This is a genomic window from Rhodococcus sp. NPDC057529 (genome assembly GCF_042802055.1).
Classification (GTDB): Bacteria; Actinomycetota; Actinomycetes; order Mycobacteriales; family Mycobacteriaceae; genus Rhodococcus_F.
In genome coordinates, this window is the sequence record NZ_JBHVEY010000003.1 from 211,476 (window position 1) to 232,785 (window position 21,310).

Consider the following 21,310-nt stretch of genomic DNA (forward strand, 5'->3'; position numbering starts at 1 on the left):
CTGTCCGCCGACGGGGCCTTCCTCGGGGTGAATGCTTTGTCCTCCGATCGGGGGATGGCCCCGATGGTCGATACCGTTTCGGTTCGGCAACTGGTCCCGGACGAACGGGACGGTCGTTGCGTCAGATCGAACGGGCGTCCCGTTCGTGCGGTGACGGGCGTGCTCGGCGGCTATCATCACCAGCACGTCAGGAGGTGGATCGATGGCCGAACAGATCGACGACTACTTCACCTCTGTGGTGTCGGGGCTTGTCCGCGGGAAAAGCAGCACCGGGGTCCGTCCGGAGGATCCGATCCGGCCCCCGTCGCCGTTGTCGGTGCAGTCCGCTCTGGATCTCTTCGACGCCCAACTGGGCAGCAGGCATCTCGATCTGGCGGCCCGGTGGTTGCGGTCGCAGGGTAAGGGTTTCTACACGATCGGTTCCTCCGGGCACGAGGGCAATGCTGCCGTCGCCGCCGCGCTGCGTCCCACCGATCCCGCTCTGCTGCACTATCGTTCCGGTGGATTCTTCCTCGCACGGGCGCGGCAGGTGGGCGGCAGTGATCCGCTCCGCGACGTCCTCCTCGGCGTCGTGGCGGCGACGGAGGAGCCGATCTCGGGTGGACGGCACAAGGTGTTCGGCCGCCACGATCTCGGCATCATTCCCCAGACCTCTACCGTCGCTTCGCATCTGCCGCGTGCGGTCGGTGTCGCGTTCTCGATCGCCCGGGCACTCAAACTCCACCTGCCCTCGCCGTGGCCCGCCGACGCGGTGGCGGTGTGCAGTTTCGGGGATGCGTCGGCGAACCACTCGACCGCGGTCGGCGCGATCAACACCGCCGTCCACTCGGCCTATCAGGGGTTGCCGCTCCCGTTGCTGTTCGTCTGCGAGGACAACGGGATCGGGATCAGTACCAGGACGCCGACGGGGTGGATCGCCGCGAATTTCGGTGAGCGGGCGGGTCTGGAGTACTTCGAGGCGGACGGTTCCGACCTGCCGGCGGTGTATGCCACCGCGAAGCGTGCCGCCGACTGGGTGCGCGTGCACCGCAAGCCGGCGTTCCTGCACCTGCGGACCGTCCGGTTGATGGGTCACGCCGGATCCGATCTCGAGTCCGCATACCGGACGTCCGCCGAGATCACCGCCGACTTCGACCGGGACCCGGTGCTGTGCACCGCAAGATTTCTGATCGAAGGCGGACACCTCGGCCCCACCGAGATCCTCGCGCGCTACGAGGACACGCGCGCGGAGGTCCTCGGACTCGCCCGGGAGGTCGCCGAACTACCCCAACTGGACAGTCCCGCGGCGGTGATGAGGCCCCTCACCGACACCGCCGAGCAGGCGACCGCGGCGGTGCCGGAGCGCGTCGACCCGGCCGAGCGCGCGGAGTTCGTCGGATCGCCGCTGCCGGAGGAGGAAGGCAGGCTGACCCTCGCCCTGTCGATCAACCGTGCCCTGCTCGACGTGCTCGCCCGCTGCCCCGAGGCGCTGGTGTTCGGTGAGGACGTGGCCCGCAAGGGCGGCGTCTACGGGGTGACCCGGGGTCTGATGAAGAAGGCCGGATCGGCGCGCGTATTCGACACCCTGCTCGACGAGCAGGCGATCCTGGGCCTCGCGCTGGGTGCGGGGGTGTCCGGGTTGCTGCCCATCCCGGAGATCCAGTACCTGGCGTATCTGCACAATGCGGCCGACCAGATCCGCGGGGAGGGTGCGACGCTGCAGTTCTTCTCCGACCGGCAGTACCGCAATCCGATGGTGGTGCGCGTTGCAGGGTACGGGTATCAGAAGGGCTTCGGCGGGCACTTCCACAACGACAACGCCGTCGCCGCACTCCGCGACATCCCCGGTGTGGTGGTGGCGTCGCCGTCCCGCCCCGAGGACGCCGCGGCGATGATGCACAGCTGTGTGGCGGCGGCGCGTACCGCCGGCGCGGTGTGTGTGTTCCTGGAACCGATTGCGCTGTACCACATCAGGGATCTGTACGACGACGGCGATGGGCTGTGGCTGGCACCGTACCCGGACCCCGCGACGCAGGCCGAGAACCACGTCTCGATCGGCTCGGCCCGCACCTACGGTGACGGCACCGACCTGACGATCGTCACCTACGGCAACGGTCTGCGGATGAGCCTGCGAGTCGCGCGAAAGCTCGAGCGTGCGCACATCGCCGCCCGGGTGGTGGACCTGCGCTGGCTCGCACCGCTGCCGGTGCAGGACGTCGTCCGGGAGGCGCACGCCACCGGCCGGGTGCTCGTGGTCGACGAGACCCGCACGTCGGGGGGTGTGTCCGAGGGCGTGGTCGCAGCACTGGTCGACGAGGGCTTCACCGGGCCGCTCGCGCGGGTGACCAGCGAGAACAGCTTCATCCCCCTCGGCGACGCCGCGCTCGAGGTGCTGCTGTCCGAGGACACCATCGAGGCCGCGGCGATCACACTCGTGAGCCGCTAGCACCGGCATCCCTCGCGCTTCGGTATGACGGCAACGTCAACCGGTATCCCCTCCGCCATTGCCAAGCCGTCGTGCGGTCGGGCATGTTCGAACTGCATCTCTCCACACCGGCGGACAGGAACTTTTCATGAGTGGCGATCAGCTACCCCACATCGTGGTGATGGGGGTGACCGGCTGCGGGAAGACGACAGTCGCGCAGCAACTTTCCGCACTGACGGGCCACCGGTTCCTCGACGCCGACGACCTGCACCCGCAGTCGAACGTCGCGAAGATGGCCGCCGGCATCCCGCTGACCGACGACGACCGGGCCCCGTGGCTGGGCGTCGTCCGGGACCGGCTGCAGGAGCTGTCCGGGCAGGGGCGCCGCGGTGTGGTGGCGTGCTCGGCGCTGCGCCGCAGCTATCGGACGATCCTCGGCGACGTCTCCGACCCGGTGCTGTTCGTGCACCTCACGGGAGATCAGCAGGTGATCCGCGGGCGGATGCAGGCACGGAGCGGGCACTTCATGCCGCCTGCACTGCTCGATTCCCAGTTCGCGCTCCTCGAACCGCTCGACGCCGACGAATTCGGTGTCGCCCTGGACGTCGCACCCGCACCGGACCTGATCGCCCGGGCCGCCGTCGAATACCTGCACGAAGAACGAAAGGTCGCCACACAGTGAGTTCGCATCGGAGCTTCGACGTCGAGGGCAGGATCGCGCTCGTCACGGGGTCGAGCCGGGGAATCGGTTTCGCACTGGCCAACGGACTCGCCGAGGCGGGCGCGGAGGTCGTGCTCAACGGACGCGACGCGGCAGCCCTGGCGCGCAGCCGCGACGAGATCGTCAAATACACCGGCGCGACGGTCCACACCTGCGCCTTCGACGTGACCGCCCCCGAGGAGGTCGCCGCCGCCGCGAAGCGGGTCGAGAACGAGATCGGCCCCGTCGAGATCGTCGTCAACAACACCGGCGTCCAGCACCGCAGCCCCCTGCTCGAGTTCGGCGACGACGACTTCCGTCGTGTTCTCGACACCAATCTCAGCAGCGCCTTCTTCGTCGGCCGCGAGTTCGCGCGGGCGATGGTCGAACGCGGGCACGGCAAGATCGTCAACATCTGCTCCGTGCAGAGCGAACTCGGCCGGGCGGGCATCGCCCCGTACGCCGCCAGCAAGGGTGGGCTGAAGATGCTCACCCGCGGAATGTGCGCCGACTGGGCGCCATTGGGACTGCAGGCCAACGCCATCGCACCCGGCTACTTCGACACCCAGCTCACCGAGGCGCTCGTGAACGACGCCGAGTTCAGTGCGTGGCTCACGAGACGCACGCCCGCCGGACGGTGGGGGCGCACGGACGAACTCGTGGGTGCGCTGCTCTTCCTCTCCTCGCCGGCGTCGGATTTCGTGAACGGCCAGATCCTGTATGTCGACGGCGGACTGACCGCCGTAGTCTGATCCCCACCCGACCGACTCGAAAGACGAAGATGCCGAACACCGCAACGCCCCGCATCCACCTCGGACCACACCCCGACGCAGCCCTGATACGCGGGATCGAGAGGGGCGGCGGCGTACTCACCCCGCTCGACGACGCCGAGGCCGTCGTCTGGGCGCAGGGCCCCGACACGTTTCCGGCGGAACTGCCGGACTCCGTGCGCTGGGTGCAGCTGCCCTCGGCGGGGGTGGAGCCCTGGATCTCCGCGGGCATCGTCGACACCGACCGGGCCTGGACGTCCGCGGCCGGCGCCTACGCCGGCAACGTCGCGGAACACGGCGTCCTGCTGCTCCTGGCCGGGGTTCGGGCCCTCACCGAGCAGGTGCGCGCGACGTCGTGGCGCAAGGCCGAGTTCGACCCCCAGGTGGGCACGCTGCGCGGTGCGACGGTCGCCATCGTCGGCTGCGGTGGCATCGGTCGTGCGATGATCCCGCTGCTCGCCGCGTTCGGCGCGGACGTGCTGGCGGTCACTCGCTCGGGCACCCCGGTTCCGGGTGCGTGCGAGACGCTGCCGGCCGACCGGACCTCGGAAATCTGGTCCAGGGCAGACCATTTCGTCATCGCCGCACCGGCGACGTCGGCCACCGCCCACCTCGTCGACGAGGCCGCGCTCGCACAGATGAAATCGACGGCGTGGATCGTCAACGTGGCGCGCGGTTCCCTCATCGACACCGAGGGTCTGGTCCGCGCGCTGCGCGCCGGGTCGATCGGCGGCGCCGCACTCGACGTCACCGACCCCGAACCGCTGCCCGACGGGCATCCGCTCTGGACCCTGCCGAATGCGATCATCACCCCGCACGTCGCGAATCCCGCGACCGGACTGACCGGGTTGCTCGCCGATCACGTCGCGACCAACGTCGAACGCTTCGCCGCGGGCGCGCCCCTGCTGGCGCCGATCGATCCGGCCCGGGGTTACTGAGGGCCGCGTTCGGCTTCCGAACTGGTCCTGATGTAGTCGGACACGACACTGCGCAGCACCTCGCGCACGGCCTCCGCCGGTCCGGACAGCGGCTGGTTGGCGGGTGTCCCGAGGGAGACCTGGACTTCGATCGACGGTTCGATGCGGCGGAGTTCCAGGTTCTCCACGTTCATGATCCGGCGTGCCACCGAGAACGGTAATACCGTCGCGCCCAGACCGTTTCGGACGGCCTGCGCCATCAGCGTCACCGATTCCACCTCGCCGACCACCCGCGCGTGCTCGAAGGCGTGCTCGTACGCCTGCTCCACCACCTTGCGGATCGTGTGCATCGGGCCCGGCAACAGCAGCGGGAGATCGACGAGGTCCTTGATGGCGACGGCCGTCCCGGTGTCGCCGGGCAGTCCGGTGCCCGCCGGGGCGACCACCATCAGTTCCTCGGTGAGAAGACGCTCGAAGTTGACGCCCTTGATCGGCCCGGCGTCGTACAACAGGGCCATGTCCATCCGGCCGGTCATCATGGCCTCGCTCAGCACTCCGCCGAAATTCTCGTTGATGTGCAGAAGGATGCTGGGGTAGCGCGACCGCACCGCGGTGAGCAGCGGCAGCGCGATGGAGCTGACGGTGCTGTACGGCGCGAGTCCCACGGAGACGCCGCCCGCCAGTTCCCGGCCGACGACGCTCACCTCGGCCTGAGCGCTCTCCACCTGCCGCAGGATCACCTGTGCGTGCCGGTACAGCGCGCGCCCCGCGTCGGTGGGTTCCACTCCCTGCTTGCTGCGGATCAGCAGTTGCTGACCGAAGTGCGTCTCCAACGCCGTCATCTGCTGGCTGAGCGCCGGCTGCGCGATGTGCAGAATGTCCGCCGCCCGCGTGATGGATCCGGCGTCGACGATGCGGACGAATGAGAACAAGCGTCGGGTATCCACGAGCGATCTGCCTTTCTGACGATGCGGCGACGCGAGCACGCCGCGGTTTCGAGAAGGTTGCCGGGCGGAAACACCGCTGTAGCCAAGTGCGGGGCCCGATTCTTCCGTCTGTGCATCGTCGCTGTTCAAACACCATAGACGTTCGTTATCGCCTCACGTAAAACAGGTATTAACCGCCTGAACCGGAACCTGCGTAGCGTCCGTTTACATCGAAAGTTCACTGGAACGGCACCCGCGGTTCCACTGCAGGCTCCCCTTGGAGGCACCGTGACTGTCACGATCGATCTCGTCGCCGACCTCGGCGAGAGCTTCGGCGCTTGGACGATGGGCGACGACGACGCATTGCTCGACGTGCTGACGTCCGCCAACGTCGCGTGCGGCTTTCATGCCGGCGACCCCAGGACCATGGATGCGACGGTCCGAGGGTGCGTTGCCCGCGGAATCGGCATCGGCGCACACCCCAGCTTCCCGGATCTCGCCGGGTTCGGCCGGCGCGCGATGGACCTCACCGCCGACGAGGTCCGCACCGACGTCCTGTACCAACTCGGCGCACTGCACGCCTTCGCGACGGCCCACGGCACAGCGCTCTCGCACCTCGCACCGCACGGTCGGCTGGGAAATCTCGTCGCGACCCGCGCCGACTACGCGGGCGCCGTCGTCGATGCGGTGGAGGCGTTCGACCCGCGGCTCATCGTGCTCGCCCAGGACGGGGAACTCGCCGACCACGCCCGTGCGCGGGGGCTCCGGGTGGCCATCGTCGGCATCGTCGACCGCGCGTACCGGGCGGACGGCACCCTGGTGCCGCGGTCCGAGGCCGGCGCCGTGATCCACGACCGGGACGCTCTGGTGTCGCGCGCTAAGCAGATGGTGACCGAGGGCGTCGTCGAAGCCGTCGACGGCACGCGCATCCCGATCGAGGCAGACACGGTGCTGCTGCACGGCGACGGCGCCGACGCGGTGGGCAACGCGCGGGCGATCCGAGAGGCCCTGCTGCGCGCGGGCGTCGTCATCGCCCCCGTCACCGAGGTCCTCGAGGCCAAGGCCGAGAAGGAGTCCGCATCGTGTCCGGCGTGACGTGCATCCGGCCGCACCGCGACTTCGTCCTCGCGGACTGCGGGGACTCCGCGGTCCGCCTGACGTCGCTGTCCCCCGACGCGGAGGAGCGCTGGCAGGCCGTCCACACGGTCGCCGCCGCGCTCGACGCCCGCGGCGACGACGTCGCGGTCACCGGCATCATCCCCACCTACGACTCGCTGCTGGTCGAATTCGACTGTGCTGCAACGACACATGGCGCCATCCGCGCGCTGGTCGAACGGCTGATCGAGCTGCCGGCGCAACCCGCGACGCGCGGTCCGCGGCAGTTCGACATCCCGGTCGTCTACGGGGGCGAATTCGGACCCGACCTCGACGACGTGGCAGATCACCTCGCACTCTCCCCGGCCGAGGTGATCCGACTGCACAGCGCCCGCCCCCTCACCATGCGCTGCTACGGGTCCCCGGGCGGCGCCCCCATGCTCGACGGCCCCGCATTCCCGCAGCCCGTTCCCCGCCGCACCATTCCGCGGCCGCACGTTCCGGCAGGCGCGGTGGCGGTCGCGGGCAGGCAGGCCGTCATCTCGGCGCGCCCGGCGCCCGGCGGCTGGCCGGTGATCGGCCGCACGCCCCTGACCATCGTCGATCCGGCGACGGAACCGCTGTCCGACTTCCGGCCCGGCGACACGTTCCGCTTCGTGCCGATCACCGCGGCCGAGTGGCCGGCGTACGAGGGGGTCCGGCATGGCTGAGACGATCACCGTCACGACACCCGGTCTCACCTCGATCCAGGATCTCGGACGACTCCGGGGCTCCCGGTTCGGGCAGATGACCGGGGGAGCCTCCGACCAGTACAGCGCCGACGTGGCGAACGCGCTGGTCGGCAGTCACCGCACCGCGCCGCTGCTCGAAATGGTGGCGATGGACTTCGGCGCCGTCGCGAGCGTCGACCTGCTCGTCGCGGTGACCGGCGCACCGGCGGAGGTCCAGGTCGGAGGTGTCACCCGGCCCCAGTGGGAGCCGTTCGTGTGGACCGCGGGCGAAGAACTCACCGTCCGCGGAATCCACGACGGGCTCCGCGTCTACCTCGCCGTGCACGGCGCGATCGCCGCGCCGTCCCTGCTCGGCAGCTGCGCCCCCGACTCGGTTCTCGGTTTCGGCCGGCAACTGACGGTCGGCGAATCCGTCGCCATCGACGTCGACGGACCGCCGATCGACCACCCGTACTTCCGGGTACCGCTGTTCCGGCTCGGCGCCGAGCCCGCATCCTTCACCGGCCGCTGGACCATCGACGTCACCGACGGTCCCGACGTGCACGAGTTCGGCGCGTCCGCCGCCCGGTTGTTCGACACCCCCTTCGTCATCGGTGCCGATACGAACCACATCGGTCTTCGCCTGACGCCGACCGATCCGGGGAGCGACGTTCCCCGGCGGGACCGGTCGACGGAAGTGCTCTCCCGCGGGGTACCGATCGGCGCCGTCGAGGTTCCCGCGGGCAACGAGATCCTCGTCCTGCATCGGGGCCGGGGAGTGACGGCCGGATATCCGGTGCTCGCGGTCGTGACCGCCACCGCACTGTCCCAGCTCGGCCAGGCGCGCCCCGGCCAGGAGGTGCGGTTCCGCAAGGTGAGCGTCCCCGACGCCGTGGACGGCTACCGGAGCCAACGACGCTCGATCGCGCTGCTGCGGTCCCGCGTGGCGAACGCCTTCGCCAGTCTTCGGATCCCCACCCACACAGAAACGACATCCGCCCAGCACCACTCTGTAGCCCAGATGGAGTCAGCATGACCAACGCGATCTCACCCGACACGGCCGGGCACACGCCCGAACACGAGGTGCAACCCCGCCAGCTACGCAAGGTCGTTCTCGCAGGGTGCGTGGGCATCTTCGTCGAGCTCTACGACAACGGCATCTTCGCCTTCATGGCGACCGCCCTGGCCATCGTCTTCTTCGACGTCTCCAAGTCGAGCGACGCACTGATGCTCGTCTTCGCCGGTTACGCGATCTCGTTCTTCGTGCGACCGCTCGGCGCGGTCGTCTGCGGCATCCTGGGCGACAGGATCGGCAGGCAGAAGATGCTCGTCTTCGTGATCATGCTGATCAGCGTCGCCACCGCGGGCATCGGTGTTCTCCCGACATACGCCGCGATCGGCGTCGCCGCGCCCGCGCTGTTGATTCTCCTGCGCATCCTGCAGGGATTCTCGGTGGGCGGTGAGGCGGCGGGCGCCATGACCTTCCTCGCCGAGCACGCACCGGAGGGCAAGCGCGGACTGATCACCAGCTACGCACAGATCGCGTCGTTCCTGGCCCTGCTCACCGGCACACTGGTCGCGTTCGCGATGTCGCCGTGGCTCAACGAGGCCGCGATCGAGGGCGGCGGACCGGCGAGCTGGGCGTGGCGCGTCCCGTTCCTGGTCGCGATCCCGATGGGCATCATCGGCTGGTACATCCGGCGGGCCATCAGCGACACCCCGAACTTCGAGAAGCTCAAGTCCGAAGGCGGACTGTCCCGCAACCCGCTGAAGGAAGCGTTCGCGACTCCCGAACACCGCAAGGCGATGCTGCTCGCGCTGTTCATCCCGTTGATGAACGGCTCCGGCTACTACGTGCTCTTCTCCTACATGCCGACGTTCCTCAAGGGCGAGAACATCGGCTTCTCCACCGGCACCGCCCTGCTGGTGACCGCGGCGAGCCTGGTGGCGATCTGCTTCGCCATTCCCTTCATGGGCGCGCTCTCCGACCGTGTCGGCCGCAAGAAGGTCATCGCCGGTGCGGCGATCGCCATGGCCGTCGGCGCCATTCCCTGCTACGCCCTGATCGCGACCGGCAACTTCGCGCTCGCGGTGCTCGGAGCGTGCCTCATGGCCGTGATCTTCGCCGGCCACACCGCCGTCATCCACATCCTCATCGTCGAACTCTTCCCCACCCGGGTGCGGTACTCGGCGTACGGGCTGGGCTACAACATCTCCTCGGCGGTGTTCGGCGGCACCGCGCCCCTGCTGATGACCTGGCTGATTCCGCAGTTCGGGATCTACGTCCCCGCGGTCTACGCCGTCGTCACCGCACTGGGAACCCTCATCGCCGTCAGCACCGTCACCGACCGGGCGCACGTGCCGCTCCGTGACACGCTCTGACGGATCCAGACTCGGCCCGGTGGTCTCCTGGCCACTCGAAGACCACCGGGCTGCACCAACTTTCACCACCAGCAAGGCAAGGGAGCGTCATGCCATTCAACGACTACCGGACCGCACTCGTCACCGGCGCCAACACCGGAATGGGCGCCGCGGTCACCGAGATCCTCACCAAGCGGGGTCTCACCGTCTACGGCGTCGCCCGCAACAAGGAACGGCTCGACGAGGTGGCGGAGAAGACGGGCATGATCCCGCTCGCCGTCGACATCACCGACATCGACGCCCTCAGCGCCGCCGTCGAGGGGCTCGAGATCGACGTGCTGATCAACAACGCGGGGGTCTCGGCCACCGGCAACATCCTGGACGCGTCCGCCGACTCGGTCGACGCCATGGTCGATGTCAACCTCCGCGCGGTGCTACACCTGTGCCGGCTGCTGATGCCGGGGATGGTCGAGCGGGACCTCGGCCACATCGTCAACATCAGTTCCATCGCCGGGCTGTACAACTTCTACGGCCACACCGCCTACCACGCCACGAAGGCGGCGGTGCACCAGATCTCGCGGCAACTGCGCAACGACACCATCGGCAAGCGCATCCGCGTGACCGAGATCTGCCCGGGCCGGGTCGAAACCGAGATCTTCGGACGCAACCTCGGCGGCTCCCCGGAGGCGATGAAGGAGGCGTGGGAGACGTACTACGAAGGCTTCGAATCCATCACGACGAAGGACATCGCCGACACGATCGAGTTCGCGATCGACGCCCCGCGCCACGTCAACCTCGGCCTGATCGAGATCATGCCCACCTTCCAGGTCCCGGGCGGTCTCGACTTCGTCCGGCGCAACGACTGAGGCCGGCCGTGACCACGACGCCGCACGAATCCTCCGCCCCGCTGCCCACCGAGACGCTCGGGGTGGTGGCGCACGCCGCAGGCGACCTGCGTATCGAATCGGTTCCCCTCCGGCGGCCCGAACCGTCCGAGGCGGTCGTCGAGATCGCCTACGGTGGGATCTGCGGATCCGACCTGCACTATTGGACGCACGGCGCCGCCGGCGAGTCGATCCTGAAGGCGCCCATGCTGCTCGGACACGAAGTGGTGGGAACGGTCGTGCAGGCCGCCGCAGACGGGACCGGCCCGGCCCCGGGTGACCCGGTGGCCGTGCACCCCGCGACCCCCGGCGGTCGCGGCGCCAGGTTCCCCGAGGACCGCCCGAACCTCTCGCCGGGATGCACCTATCTCGGCAGCGCGGCGCAATTCCCGCACACCGAGGGGGCATTCGCGAAGTACGCGGTGCTGCCGTCGCGGATGCTGCGGCGACTGCCGGCGAACCTGCCGCTGCGCACCGCTGCCGTCGCGGAACCCGCCGCCGTGGCGTGGCACGCCGTGGCCCGCGCAGGCGACGTGGCCGGGAAGAGCGCGCTCGTCGTGGGGTGCGGTCCTATCGGCGCCCTCGTCGTGGCCGTCCTCCGCCGGGCCGGGGCGAGCGAGATCACCGCGGTCGACGTGCACGACTATCCCCGCACGGTCGCGAAGGCGCTCGGTGCGGACACGACGCTGGACGCCACCGACGCCGTGAGCATCGCGGCCGTCGACGCCGACGTCGTCGTCGAGTGCTCCGGCAACCGCTTCGGACTCGAATCGGCCATTCGCGGCGCGACGCGCGGCGGCAGGATCGTCATGCTCGGACTGCTCCCCACAGGGCTTCAGCCCGCGCCGCTGTCGCTCGTCATCACACGGGAACTCGAACTCGTCGGCTCCTTCCGCTTCAACGACGAGATCGATGCCGTGCTCGAGGCCCTGGCGGACGGCAGCCTGAACGTCGAACCGGTGATCAGCCACGAGTTCGGCATCGAGGACGGCCTCGAGGCGTTCGCCGTCGCGAAGGACGCGTCCGCGTCCGCGAAGGTGCTGCTGGCGTTCTGATCTCAGCCATGCCGAACGGCTATCACCCGACACACAATCGGTCTTGTACAGGTGTGGTCCCCACCCGATAGCGTGGGTGTGGAGATACCGCCCCGACTTCCCGGCTCCTTTCGTCCCCACGCCCTCTACCAGGAGGAACCATGTCCACCTTCGTTCCAGCAGCGCGAGTCGACCAGATGCGTGAATCGCCGAGTGTGGCAGCCGCGCAACGGGTTCGCGAACTCCGGGCGTCGGGGCGGGAGATCCTCGACCTGACGGTCGGAGAGCCCGATTTCGACACCCCGGAGCACATCAAGGCCGCGGCCGTGGCGGCGATGGAGTCCGGTCTCACCAAGTACACCCCCGTCAACGGCATTCCCGCACTCCGGGAGGCGATCTCGAAGAAGATGCTGGCCCGCACCGGAGTGGAGTTCGCGGACAACGAGATCACCGTCGGCGGAGGCGCCAAGCAGGTCATCTTCCTCGCGCTGATGGCGACGGTGGAGGAGGGCACCGAGGTGATCGTGCCCGCCCCGTACTGGGTGTCGTACCCCGACATGGTGACCGTGCACGGCGGGACACCCGTCGTCGTCGACTGCCCGGAATCCGACCGGTTCCTGCTCACCGCAGAGAAGCTCGAGGCCGCCATCACCCCGGCGACGAAGTGGGTCATCCTCAACGCGCCATCGAACCCGACAGGCGCCGTGTACAGCGAGCACGAACTGGCGGAACTCGCGAAGGTCCTCGACCGGAACCCGCACGTCAACGTGCTCTGCGACGAGATCTACGACGAGATCGTGTTCACCGACTCACCCGTACCGAACCTGCTGTCGTCCGCGCCGCACCTGCGCGATCGGATCCTGGTCACCAACGGTGTGTCGAAGGCCTACGCGATGACCGGCTGGCGCCTGGGGTACGGCGTCGGGAACAGGGGCCTGATCGGCGCGATCAACAAGCTGCAGTCGCAGAGTTCGTCCTGCCCGTCGTCGATCAGTCAGGCCGCCGCCGCCGAAGCCCTCACCGGGGATCAGAGTTTCGTCACCGCGTCCGTCGCGAGCTATCGCGCCCGGCGTGACGTCACGTTCGAATTGTTCTCCGGCATCGACGGTCTCGAACCCGTACTGCCGCAGGGCGCCTTCTACCTGTTCGTCGGATGCGCCGGCCTCGTGGGCAAGCGGACACCCGACGGCACGCTGCTCGAAAACGATCAGGACGTGGTGCTGTTCCTCCTCGACCACGCGTCGGTGGCCACCATCCAGGGCTCTGCGTACGGGGCCGAATCCTATTTCCGGGTCTCCTTCGCCACGTCCGAGGACGTGCTCAGGAATGCGGCAGCCGCGGTCGAGAAGGCCGTCGCTTCGCTCAGCTGACCCACCCGCCATCACAGAAGTACGGAGACATCATGGTTCACGTCACCACCAAGATCGATCGCGCCGACAGGGCCGCCATCGACAGCCTGGGCGCCTTCTCGGCCGCCACCATCCACGAGGCGCAGGGCCGCAAGGGCGCACTGGATTCGGGGATCAAGCCCATCGACCGCGACATGTCGTTCTGCGGATCCGCCTTCACCGTCGTGTGCCATCCCCGCGACAACATCATGCTCCAGGTCGCCATCAGCTACGCGCAGCCCGGTGACGTGCTCATCGTGTCCTCCGGCGACCAGCCGGCGGGACAGTTCGGCGACGTGCTGGCCAATGCGTGTGTGGCGCGGGGCATCAGCGCCCTCGTCACGGACGGTGGCGTGCGGGACAGCAGGGAGATCTGCGAACTCGGGTTCCCCGTCTTCTCCAAGCACGTGTGCATCGAGGGAACGGTGAAGGAGTCCCTCGGCCCCGTCAACCAGCCGCTGGTGTTCGGCGGCCAGATCATCTACCCCGGCGACGTCATCAAGGGCGACTGCGACGGTGTGGTCGTGGTCCGGCGCGACGAGGTCCAGTTCGCCATCGACGCCTCCCGCGAGCGGGACGCTGCCGAGGCCGCCTACATCGAGCGGTACAAGAAGGGCGAAACCCCGATCCAGGTCAGCAACCTCGCCCAGGTGCTCGAGGCGAAGGGTCTCACCGTCGACCAGTGAGCCGGCGGTGTCAGTGCTCTGAGGTCGGTGTCAATTCCCTCAGGGCGGTGTCAGGGGGACGTCACGGCGTGGACACCTGCTCCCGACGCGGCTTCGTGGAGGCGATGTTCGTCCTCGCCGGGTGTGTCCGACCCTCCGGTCAGTTCGTCGAGGAGGATGTATCCGCCGTAGCCGAGGCCGGCGACGGCGAGGACAGCGGCGTACAGCCGGTCGAGCATCAGTTTCTCCGTATCGTTTTCGGAAACCCCCGAGCCGGGCAAGTATGCCGTAGCGCGGACGGTCGGGGACCTACCCGATCGGGTAGGTTTACGGGCAGGATTCGACTGACCGTACGGTAGGAAACCCGGCGGGTGCCCTACTTGACAGCGACCACGTCGACCGGTCGGATGTCGGGGTCCTTCGCGAGCAGGTCGGGGCCGACGGTGGCCAGGGCGGCGGGAATCGCTCCGGTCAGGTGTGCCTGCCGACCTTCCTCGTCCTGGAATGTGTCGAAGATGCCGTACGTGGTGTCGCCGACCTTGAACGCGTACCAGGTGACGGTGCCTTCCTCCTCCGCCGCCAGGGCGCGTCCCTGCTCCAGAAACGCAGCCAGTTCCTCGCCCTTGCCCGGCTTGGCCTCGAGCAGTGCCAGAATTCCTCTGTCGATCGTCACGATGTCTCCTCCTCGTTCGTTCCGACTCGCGTACACCCACCTACGACGCTACGAGCGTCGAGCGGCTGACCACCACCCCTCTGACACAAGTTGCGACCGGACTGTTCGTTACCTGGTGGTGACTGCCTTCGGTCTCAGGGCTGTCAGCATCGACGTCTCGAAGAATCGGTCGAGTCGTGCGGCGGTACTCGCGTTCGAGGTCTGCAGGTAACGGTCGATGGCGCGCGCCAGACGCACGCGATATTCGGCCGGTTCGACGCCGAAGTCGCGCTTGATCTTGTCGGCCGGTGGATCCCCGATGGGAAGCCACATGACGGCGAGATCGAGAATCTCGTCGTCCAGAGACAAGCGTGGTGGTGTCATCGAGCAGAACTCATCACGGCCGGCGGGGTGGGGAAGCCGCCGACGGCCTGTTCATAGGTGTGTGCCACGCGCAGGACCCTGGCGTCGTCGAACGAGTTGCCGACGATCATCAGCCCCGTCGGCAGGCCGTCGACGAGCCCCGCGGGAACCGAGCAGGCCGGGTGACCGGTGACATCGAACGGGGCGGTGTTGCCGACCATCGACAACGCGACGTCGAGGTAGTCGCCCAATGCCACATCGGCAGGCGGGATCTTCTTCGCGGTGTAGGGGACCGTGGGCATCACCAGCACGTCGTAGTCGGTGAGGGCGGCGTCGTAGGCCGCGCGCAGTTCGGGGACGAGTTGGCGGGCCATCGCGTAGTACTTTCCGCCGCCGACCTCGAACGTGTACCGTCCCGACAGCCCCACCAGCTTGACCGTCTTGGACAACTCGTGACCGCGCTCGAGGCGCTGAGCGGCGAAATGCGCGATCAGTTCCGGGTCGTAGAATCCGTCGGTGTTCATGCCGTAGGCGTTGCCGTCGAGCATCTGGTACGCGGCGCCCTCGGTCGCGATCACGTTCCAGACGTGCATCGCGTCGAGGTGCCACGGAATCGACACCTGCTCCGCCGCGAGTCCGGCGCTGCGCAGCACGTCGACCGCGGCGTGGACGGCGGCGTCGACCGCCGGATCGGACACTGCGGTGCCGAAGCCCTCGGTCACGACGCCGATCCGCAGCCCGGAGGTGGGTTCGGTGAGCGCAGCCAGGTAGTCGACCGGCTCGACCTGGCGTGATTGTCGCGGATCGGCCCCGTCCGTACCGGCGAGCACACTGAGCATGGTGGCGGCGTCGGCGACGGTCCGGGTCATCGGGCCGAGATGGTCGATGGTCCTCTCGATCGGAAATGCACCGGTGTAGGGGACCAGTCCGTGCGTCGGTTTGTGACCCACGATCCCGCAGAATGCGGCAGGAATGCGGATGGAGCCGCCCTGATCTCCGCCGACGGCCAGGTCGACCTCACCGCCGGCGACCAAAGCCCCGGAGCCACTGGAAGATCCACCCGAATTGCGGGTCGTATCCCACGGATTGCGTACCGGTCCCGGCTGCGAGGTGAAACTCCCGCCCGAGAAACACAGATCCTCACATACCGATTTTCCTGCGATCGTGGCGCCGGCATCGAGCAGCCTGCGGACGACCGTGGCGTCCTGCCGCGGGACGAACCCCTCCAGGGTGCGCGATCCGTTCATCATCGGCACTCCCGCGACCGCGACGTTGTCCTTGACCGCCACGGTGCGGCCGGCCAGCGGACCCTCGGCGGAGCCGTCGATCGAGGTGGTGACGTACCACGCTCCGAGACGATTGGCCTCCGGTGCAGGCGGAGCCCACGACCGCTCGGGGGCCGGTGACGCCGCACGCGCATAGAGCTGCTCGACGGCGATCGGCGCCGAGAGGGTGGCCTCGACGGCAGGGGCGAACTCGTCGAGGTCGGCGGCGGACAACCCGAATCGGAAATGCTCGTTCAACGCCGCCAATCGAGCGGAATCGGGTGCAGGCAACGAAGTCATGAAGGTGCGCTCCTCAGCTGTACGGTGGCGCCCGAGGGCACCTGGTCGAGGGCCGGCGGTCGGGCCGGATGCGACGCGGGACCCGCCGGCATTTTCCCGGTGTTCTACGAACCGTAGAAGCAGCCGAACCGCAGCGTTTGTCTCACAGCGACAGCCCGCTTGGCGCTCAGCGCCAACCTCGCCGCTGAGGCGTGTTTCCCTGCGGAAACAGTGGTCAACTGGCATTGACAGTGACGCCGGATTGCTCATAGCGTGACGTGCAGGCGAGGGAAAGGGGCTGCTCATGCCGTTGTCGCTCGCACCGGGTGGCGAGCACCGCCGCACGGAGGTGATCCGGACAGCTGCCCTCCGAGACTGGGTCGAGGTGATCAGCGAGACCTTCGTGGCGTTGAAGATCAGCCCGGGCGAATCCGAGCGCTTCGCGGGTGCGGTCCACACCCGTCGCTTCGCGCATCTCCTGGCCGCCGACGTCCTGGCCACACCTCAGACCTTTCACAGGACGCCGCAGCTGACCGACCGGCATCCGCTCGACCTCATGCAGATCGGCATGGTCGTCGCCGGCGAGGGGCAACTCGTCCAAGACGGGCGAACCTGCACGCTGCGGCCGGGCGACTTCGCCATCTACGAATCCGCCCGCCCGTTCACCTGGAACCTGCGACCGGAATGGCACCTCCAGGTCTTCACGTGGCCGCGCGGTGCCGTCTCGCTGTCCGAGGGTGAGTCGCAGAAACTGACGGCACGGACCGTGCGATCCAATTCGGCAGTGGGGCAGCTACTGTCGCCGATGCTCGCCGGACTCCTCGCAGCCGAGAAGGAACCGTCGCCAAGCGGTGCGATGCGGCTGGCGGACGGAATCGCAGACCTGGCAATCACGGCGGCACTGGAAGAGGGTGAGCCGGACGATCCCGACGTCACCGCACGCGATCTGTACGCGAACATGCTGCGGTACATCGAGCGGAATCTCGACGACCCGGACCTGTCCCCGCAGCGCATCGCCCACGCGTTCTTCATCTCCACGAGAACCGTGCACCGAGTGTTCGCCCGATTCGGAAACACCGTGGCCGCCACGATCCGGGCGCACCGACTCGAGGTCTGCCGTGACGCGATGCTGTCCCCGCGCAACGCCTCCCGTTCGCTGACCGAGATCGCCGCGCAGTTCGGATTCATCGATCTGTCGGTGTTCAGCCGAGCGTTCGCCGCCCGATACGGCGTCAGCCCGAGCCGGTACCGGGAATTGCACCGGTAGCCCGGAAGTTCTCGGGGGAGAATTGCGCAATCAGACCGAAGAGAGGTTTCGATGCTTGTCAGGTCCGGGTTTGCATTACCCGTGCGGACGACACGGGCCTCCGACTGGGAGGACATGCTGCGCCAGCACTTCGTCGCCCTCAGCGTCTCGGACATCGAAGACGGCCCCCGGTTCACCGGTGCAGTGCGGTCCTCCGAACTCGCTCATCTCAAGGTGTCCACAGTCCAATCGACCGAGCAACGGATCGCCCGCAGCAGCAGCCTGGCCAGAGCCGACCGTGCCGACTACCTCCAGATCGGGCGGATCCGTCGTGGGCGTGCCGTGGTCACCCAGGATGGCCGGGAGTGCGTACTCGACCACGACGACTTCGTCCTGTACGACACGTCTCGCCCGTTCGAGTGGCGGATCGACGGGCATCCGGATGACGGCTCCTGGGTGCTCGAGGTCTTCACGTGGCCGAGGAGCGCACTCTCGTTCACCGAAGCGGAGATTCACGACCTCACCGCGATAGCCTTCGACGGTCGCGCCGGCGCCAGCGGGCTATTGGGCCGGTTCCTGCACGACATCGTGACGAGCCGGATCGCATCCGATGCCGGAGCGGGGAACGCGATCGTGGACGAGGTCGGCGACCTGGTCGGTGCCGTCCTGCGGGCCGTCGGCCGGCCGGTCGGTGCGCCACGTTCGAGCACCTACCGCGCAGCGACGACGATGATCGACGAGAGCCTCGGAGATCCAGCGCTCTCGCCGTCCGTGATCGCTTCGGCCCTCGGCATTTCCACCCGGCACCTGCACCGGGTATTCGCCGAGCAGGACACGACGGTGTCGCGCGTCATCCGCGTGCGGCGACTCGAACAGTGTCGCCGCGACCTGGCGCAGAGCGCGACCACGGATCGCTCGCTGGGGCAGATCTCCCGCCGTTGGGGTTTCGCCGACCCCTCGCTGTTCAGCCGCACGTTCAAGAGCGAGTACGGGATGAGCCCACGCCAGTACCGGGCGACGACGGCCACACCCTGACGTCGGGACGCAACTCGGGTTGTCCCTCTCGTCCAAATACCTGTCCCTCTCCGTCAGATTCGCCGTCGATCGGGGAGGTAATTTCTGCGTTGCAGGGATTTTCAGCCGCCGACGCGGCGGCCCGCACGCGATGAACCGGAACCAGGAGCCCTCATGGAATCTGCAATCAGCGATCACCTCACCTGCCCTCGCACGTTGACCCGACGCGTCCCGGACGGCTACCAGCCACCCTTTCCGATGTGGGTGGGACGTGCCGGCGAAGAAGTGCAGCAGGTGGTGATGGGATACCTCGGTGTGCAGTTCCGCGGTGACGCGCAACGCCCGGCCGCGCTGCGCGCCGTGCGCGACATGGTGGCCGGTTTCGATCTGCCCGACGGCCCGTTGCACTATGACCTGACCCACCACGTCGACAATCAGAACCATGAGAATCTGATGATCGTGGGCTATTGGAAAGATAGTGCTGCCCATGATCGTTGGCTCCAGTTGCCGGAGGTGGCCGGCTGGTGGGCATCGGACGCGAGGCTGTCGGAGGGGCTGGGGTACTTCCGTGAGATAGTCGCCCCGCGCGCCGAACAGTTCGAGACGTTGTACGCGTTCCAGGACGCCCTTCCGGGTGTCGGTGCCGTCATGGGCGGTATCAGCGGCGAGATCAACGAGCACGGCTATTGGGGCTCGATGCGCGAACGCTTCCCTGTTTCCCAGACCGACTGGATCCAGCCGTCGGGTGAATTGCGTGTACTCGGTGGTGATCCCGCCGCAGGTGGCCGCGTGGTGGTTCAGGGCCACGACAACATCGCACTGATCCGCTCCGGGCAGGACTGGGCCGACGCCGAAACGGCGGAACGCAACCTGTATCTCGACGAAATCCTGCCCACTCTGCAGGACGGCATGGACTTTCTGCGCGACAACGGACAATCGGTGGGCTGCTACAGCAACAGGTTTGTGCGCAACATCGATCTGGACGGAAACTTTCTCGACCAGAGTTACAACATCGGCCACTGGGGTTCGCTGGACAAGCTCGAACGCTGGGCGGAATCTCATCCCACCCACCTGCGAATCTTCACTACGTTCTTCCGCGTCGCCGCCAGCCTGTCGAAACTTCGTCTTTACCATGAAGTCTCGGTATTCGACGCGCGCGACCAGCGATACGAGTACATCAATTGCCATCCGCAGACCGGCATGCTGCGTGACGCGCAGCCGCCGCAGTAGAGCTATTCGCAATTTCAGCCCCTACAGAGAAGGTGAAGAATGTCGGTAACGATCGAACACACACCGGAGAACGGGACTCCCGCACAGGCACCGGCCGCCGACCGTGCCTGGGCGCTGTTCCGGGCGCTGGACGGAAAGGGATTGGTTCCCGAGGGATACGTCGAAGGCTGGAAGAAGACATTCGAAGAGGAGTTCAGCCCCCACCGCGGGGCTGAACTGGTCGCGCGGGCATGGACCGACGACGAATTCCGGCAACTTCTGCTCACTGACGGTACCGAGGCAGTCGGCAGGTACGGGTACCTGGGACCGCAGGGTGAATACATCGTGGCGCTGGAGGACACGCCGACACTGAAGAACGTGATCGTGTGCTCGCTGTGCTCGTGCACCGCCTGGCCGATCCTCGGCCTGCCGCCGACGTGGTACAAGAGCTTCGAGTACCGCGCCCGCGTGGTTCGTGAACCGAGAAAAGTGCTGTCCGAGATGGGTACCGACATTCCGAAGGGCGTCGAGATCCGGGTGTACGACACTACAGCGGAAACACGCTACATCGTGCTGCCCGAGCGGCCGGCAGGCACCGAGGGATGGACCCGGGAGCAACTCCAGCAGATCGTCACCAAAGATTGCCTGATCGGGGTCGCGATCCCGCAGGTTCCGAGCGCCTGAGCACCCGAAGAGAAGGAACAGATCCATGGATGGAGTACACGATCTCGCCGGTGTCCAGGGGTTCGGTAAGGTCCCGCACACCGTCAACGCCGACATCGGCGGACCCTTTCACGCAGAGTGGGAGCACCTTCCCTACAGTCTGCTGTTCCTCGGCGCCGCAGACCTGGGGGCGTTCAGCGTCGACGAAGTCAGGCACGTCGTCGAACGAATGGAACCACGCCACTACATGATGACGCCGTACTACGAGCGGTACGTCATCGGCGTCGCAACCCTGATGGTGGAGAAGGGAATCCTGACCCACGACGAGCTCGAGGCGCTCGCGGGCGGCCCGTTCCCGCTGTCCCTCCCTGCGGAGTCGGAAGGCCGGCCGGCGCGGACGGATGACATCACGTTCGAGGTCGGTCAGCGCGTTCGGGTCCGCGACGAGCACGTGCCCGGGCACATCCGGATGCCGGCGTACTGCCGCGGCCGGGTCGGAACGATCACCCACCGCACCACCGAGAAATGGCCGTTCCCCGACGCGATCGGCCACGGGCGCGACGACGCCGGTGCAGAACCCACCTATCACGTCCAGTTCGCGGCGGAGGACCTCTTCGGCGCGGACACCGACGCCGGCAGCGTCGTGGTCGACCTCTTCGAGGGATACCTCGAAAAGGTAGCCGCCTGAACGCATCCGACACGATGAACACCGACCGGCGGTGGAGGGCCCGCCCGTAACTCCGCGCCTCCGCCGCCGGTCTGTTC

At 67.7% G+C, this 21,310-nt stretch carries 22 protein-coding genes; 17 read left to right on the forward strand and 5 right to left on the reverse strand.

From position 1 onward, the window contains the following. Positions 1-202 precede the first annotated feature (202 nt). The 4 genes from ACFU5V_RS06950 to ACFU5V_RS06965 all read left to right on the forward strand — a co-directional run bounded on the left by ACFU5V_RS06950 (position 203) and on the right by ACFU5V_RS06965 (position 4,812). Positions 203-2,425, forward strand: coding sequence for a dehydrogenase E1 component subunit alpha/beta (locus tag ACFU5V_RS06950; protein ID WP_378697908.1), 2,223 nt, complete (start codon positions 203-205; stop codon positions 2,423-2,425). 127 nt (positions 2,426-2,552) lie between these two features. Continuing rightward, entirely contained in the window at positions 2,553-3,086 is a 534-nt protein-coding gene (locus ACFU5V_RS06955; RefSeq protein WP_072944336.1) for a gluconokinase, read from the forward strand. After that, positions 3,083-3,856: an SDR family oxidoreductase gene (locus tag ACFU5V_RS06960; protein WP_378697910.1), complete on the forward strand. Its 774-nt coding sequence runs from the start codon at positions 3,083-3,085 to the stop codon at positions 3,854-3,856. The genes ACFU5V_RS06955 and ACFU5V_RS06960 overlap by 4 nt, the downstream gene beginning before the upstream one ends. A gap of 29 nt (positions 3,857-3,885) precedes the next feature. After that, the gene (locus ACFU5V_RS06965) at positions 3,886-4,812 is read left to right on the forward strand and encodes a D-isomer specific 2-hydroxyacid dehydrogenase family protein (RefSeq protein ID WP_378697912.1); all 927 of its coding nucleotides are present in this window, start codon (positions 3,886-3,888) and stop codon (positions 4,810-4,812) included. On the opposite strand, the gene nac is transcribed toward ACFU5V_RS06965, so the two are convergent. Further along, positions 4,806-5,723, reverse strand: coding sequence for a nitrogen assimilation transcriptional regulator NAC (gene nac / locus ACFU5V_RS06970; protein WP_378697914.1), 918 nt, complete (start codon positions 5,721-5,723; stop codon positions 4,806-4,808). The genes ACFU5V_RS06965 and nac overlap by 7 nt on opposite strands. Before the next feature lie 282 nt (positions 5,724-6,005). Here nac and ACFU5V_RS06975 point away from each other — a divergent pair, with 282 nt between their 5' ends. From ACFU5V_RS06975 to ACFU5V_RS07010, 8 genes are all read left to right on the forward strand, one after another. Then, a complete protein-coding gene (locus ACFU5V_RS06975) occupies positions 6,006-6,812 on the forward strand; it encodes a LamB/YcsF family protein (protein WP_378697916.1) in 807 nt (268 codons plus the stop codon). Next, on the forward strand, positions 6,800-7,522 hold the full coding sequence (locus ACFU5V_RS06980) for an allophanate hydrolase subunit 1 (RefSeq protein ID WP_378429902.1): 723 nt from the start codon (positions 6,800-6,802) through the stop codon (positions 7,520-7,522). The genes ACFU5V_RS06975 and ACFU5V_RS06980 overlap by 13 nt, the downstream gene beginning before the upstream one ends. Then, complete coding sequence (locus ACFU5V_RS06985; protein WP_378697918.1) at positions 7,515-8,558, forward strand: biotin-dependent carboxyltransferase family protein; 1,044 nt, start codon at positions 7,515-7,517, stop codon at positions 8,556-8,558. Before ACFU5V_RS06980 ends, ACFU5V_RS06985 begins: the two co-directional genes overlap by 8 nt. Beyond that, on the forward strand, positions 8,555-9,904 hold the full coding sequence (locus ACFU5V_RS06990; protein WP_378697920.1) for an MFS transporter: 1,350 nt from the start codon (positions 8,555-8,557) through the stop codon (positions 9,902-9,904). Before ACFU5V_RS06985 ends, ACFU5V_RS06990 begins: the two co-directional genes overlap by 4 nt. 89 nt (positions 9,905-9,993) lie before the next feature. Further along, entirely contained in the window at positions 9,994-10,749 is a 756-nt protein-coding gene (locus ACFU5V_RS06995) for an SDR family oxidoreductase (RefSeq protein ID WP_276138011.1), read from the forward strand. An 8-nt stretch (positions 10,750-10,757) separates the two neighbouring features. Beyond that, the gene (locus ACFU5V_RS07000) at positions 10,758-11,822 is read left to right on the forward strand and encodes an L-idonate 5-dehydrogenase (protein WP_378697922.1); all 1,065 of its coding nucleotides are present in this window, start codon (positions 10,758-10,760) and stop codon (positions 11,820-11,822) included. Between the two features lie 140 nt (positions 11,823-11,962). Continuing rightward, positions 11,963-13,171 carry an aspartate transaminase gene (locus ACFU5V_RS07005; RefSeq protein WP_378697924.1) on the forward strand — a complete coding sequence of 403 codons (1,209 nt, stop codon included), beginning with the start codon at positions 11,963-11,965 and terminating at the stop codon, positions 13,169-13,171. Between the two features lie 32 nt (positions 13,172-13,203). Then, complete coding sequence (locus ACFU5V_RS07010) at positions 13,204-13,875, forward strand: 4-carboxy-4-hydroxy-2-oxoadipate aldolase/oxaloacetate decarboxylase (RefSeq protein WP_378697926.1); 672 nt, start codon at positions 13,204-13,206, stop codon at positions 13,873-13,875. Between the two features lie 50 nt (positions 13,876-13,925). Here the strand turns inward: ACFU5V_RS07010 and ACFU5V_RS07015 are convergent, their stop codons facing one another. The 4 genes from ACFU5V_RS07015 to ACFU5V_RS07030 all read right to left on the reverse strand — a co-directional run bounded on the left by ACFU5V_RS07015 (position 13,926) and on the right by ACFU5V_RS07030 (position 16,434). Next, a complete protein-coding gene (locus ACFU5V_RS07015) occupies positions 13,926-14,093 on the reverse strand; it encodes a hypothetical protein (RefSeq protein WP_378697927.1) in 168 nt (55 codons plus the stop codon). A 137-nt stretch (positions 14,094-14,230) separates the two neighbouring features. After that, positions 14,231-14,527, reverse strand: a complete 297-nt coding sequence (locus ACFU5V_RS07020; RefSeq protein WP_378697930.1) for a putative quinol monooxygenase — start codon at positions 14,525-14,527, stop codon at positions 14,231-14,233. Positions 14,528-14,635: 108 nt separating this feature from the next. After that, positions 14,636-14,890 carry a hypothetical protein gene (locus ACFU5V_RS07025; protein WP_378429910.1) on the reverse strand — a complete coding sequence of 85 codons (255 nt, stop codon included), beginning with the start codon at positions 14,888-14,890 and terminating at the stop codon, positions 14,636-14,638. Continuing rightward, positions 14,887-16,434, reverse strand: a complete 1,548-nt coding sequence (locus tag ACFU5V_RS07030) for an amidase (protein WP_378697932.1) — start codon at positions 16,432-16,434, stop codon at positions 14,887-14,889. Before ACFU5V_RS07030 ends, ACFU5V_RS07025 begins: the two co-directional genes overlap by 4 nt. A 283-nt stretch (positions 16,435-16,717) precedes the next feature. Between ACFU5V_RS07030 and ACFU5V_RS07035 the strand changes: the two genes are divergently transcribed. The 5 genes from ACFU5V_RS07035 (at position 16,718) to nthB (ending at position 21,233) form a co-directional block, all read left to right on the forward strand. Then, a complete protein-coding gene (locus tag ACFU5V_RS07035) occupies positions 16,718-17,680 on the forward strand; it encodes a helix-turn-helix domain-containing protein (protein WP_378697934.1) in 963 nt (320 codons plus the stop codon). Between the two features lie 114 nt (positions 17,681-17,794). Further along, positions 17,795-18,694, forward strand: a complete 900-nt coding sequence (locus tag ACFU5V_RS07040) for a helix-turn-helix domain-containing protein (RefSeq protein WP_378698421.1) — start codon at positions 17,795-17,797, stop codon at positions 18,692-18,694. A 153-nt stretch (positions 18,695-18,847) separates the two neighbouring features. Further along, positions 18,848-19,903 (forward strand): phenylacetaldoxime dehydratase family protein, encoded by a 1,056-nt coding sequence (locus ACFU5V_RS07045; protein WP_378697936.1) that lies wholly within the window; start codon positions 18,848-18,850, stop codon positions 19,901-19,903. A gap of 39 nt (positions 19,904-19,942) precedes the next feature. Continuing rightward, complete coding sequence (nthA, locus tag ACFU5V_RS07050; protein ID WP_378697938.1) at positions 19,943-20,566, forward strand: nitrile hydratase subunit alpha; 624 nt, start codon at positions 19,943-19,945, stop codon at positions 20,564-20,566. A gap of 25 nt (positions 20,567-20,591) precedes the next feature. After that, the gene (gene nthB / locus ACFU5V_RS07055; protein WP_378429916.1) at positions 20,592-21,233 is read left to right on the forward strand and encodes a nitrile hydratase subunit beta; all 642 of its coding nucleotides are present in this window, start codon (positions 20,592-20,594) and stop codon (positions 21,231-21,233) included. Positions 21,234-21,310 lie beyond the last annotated feature (77 nt).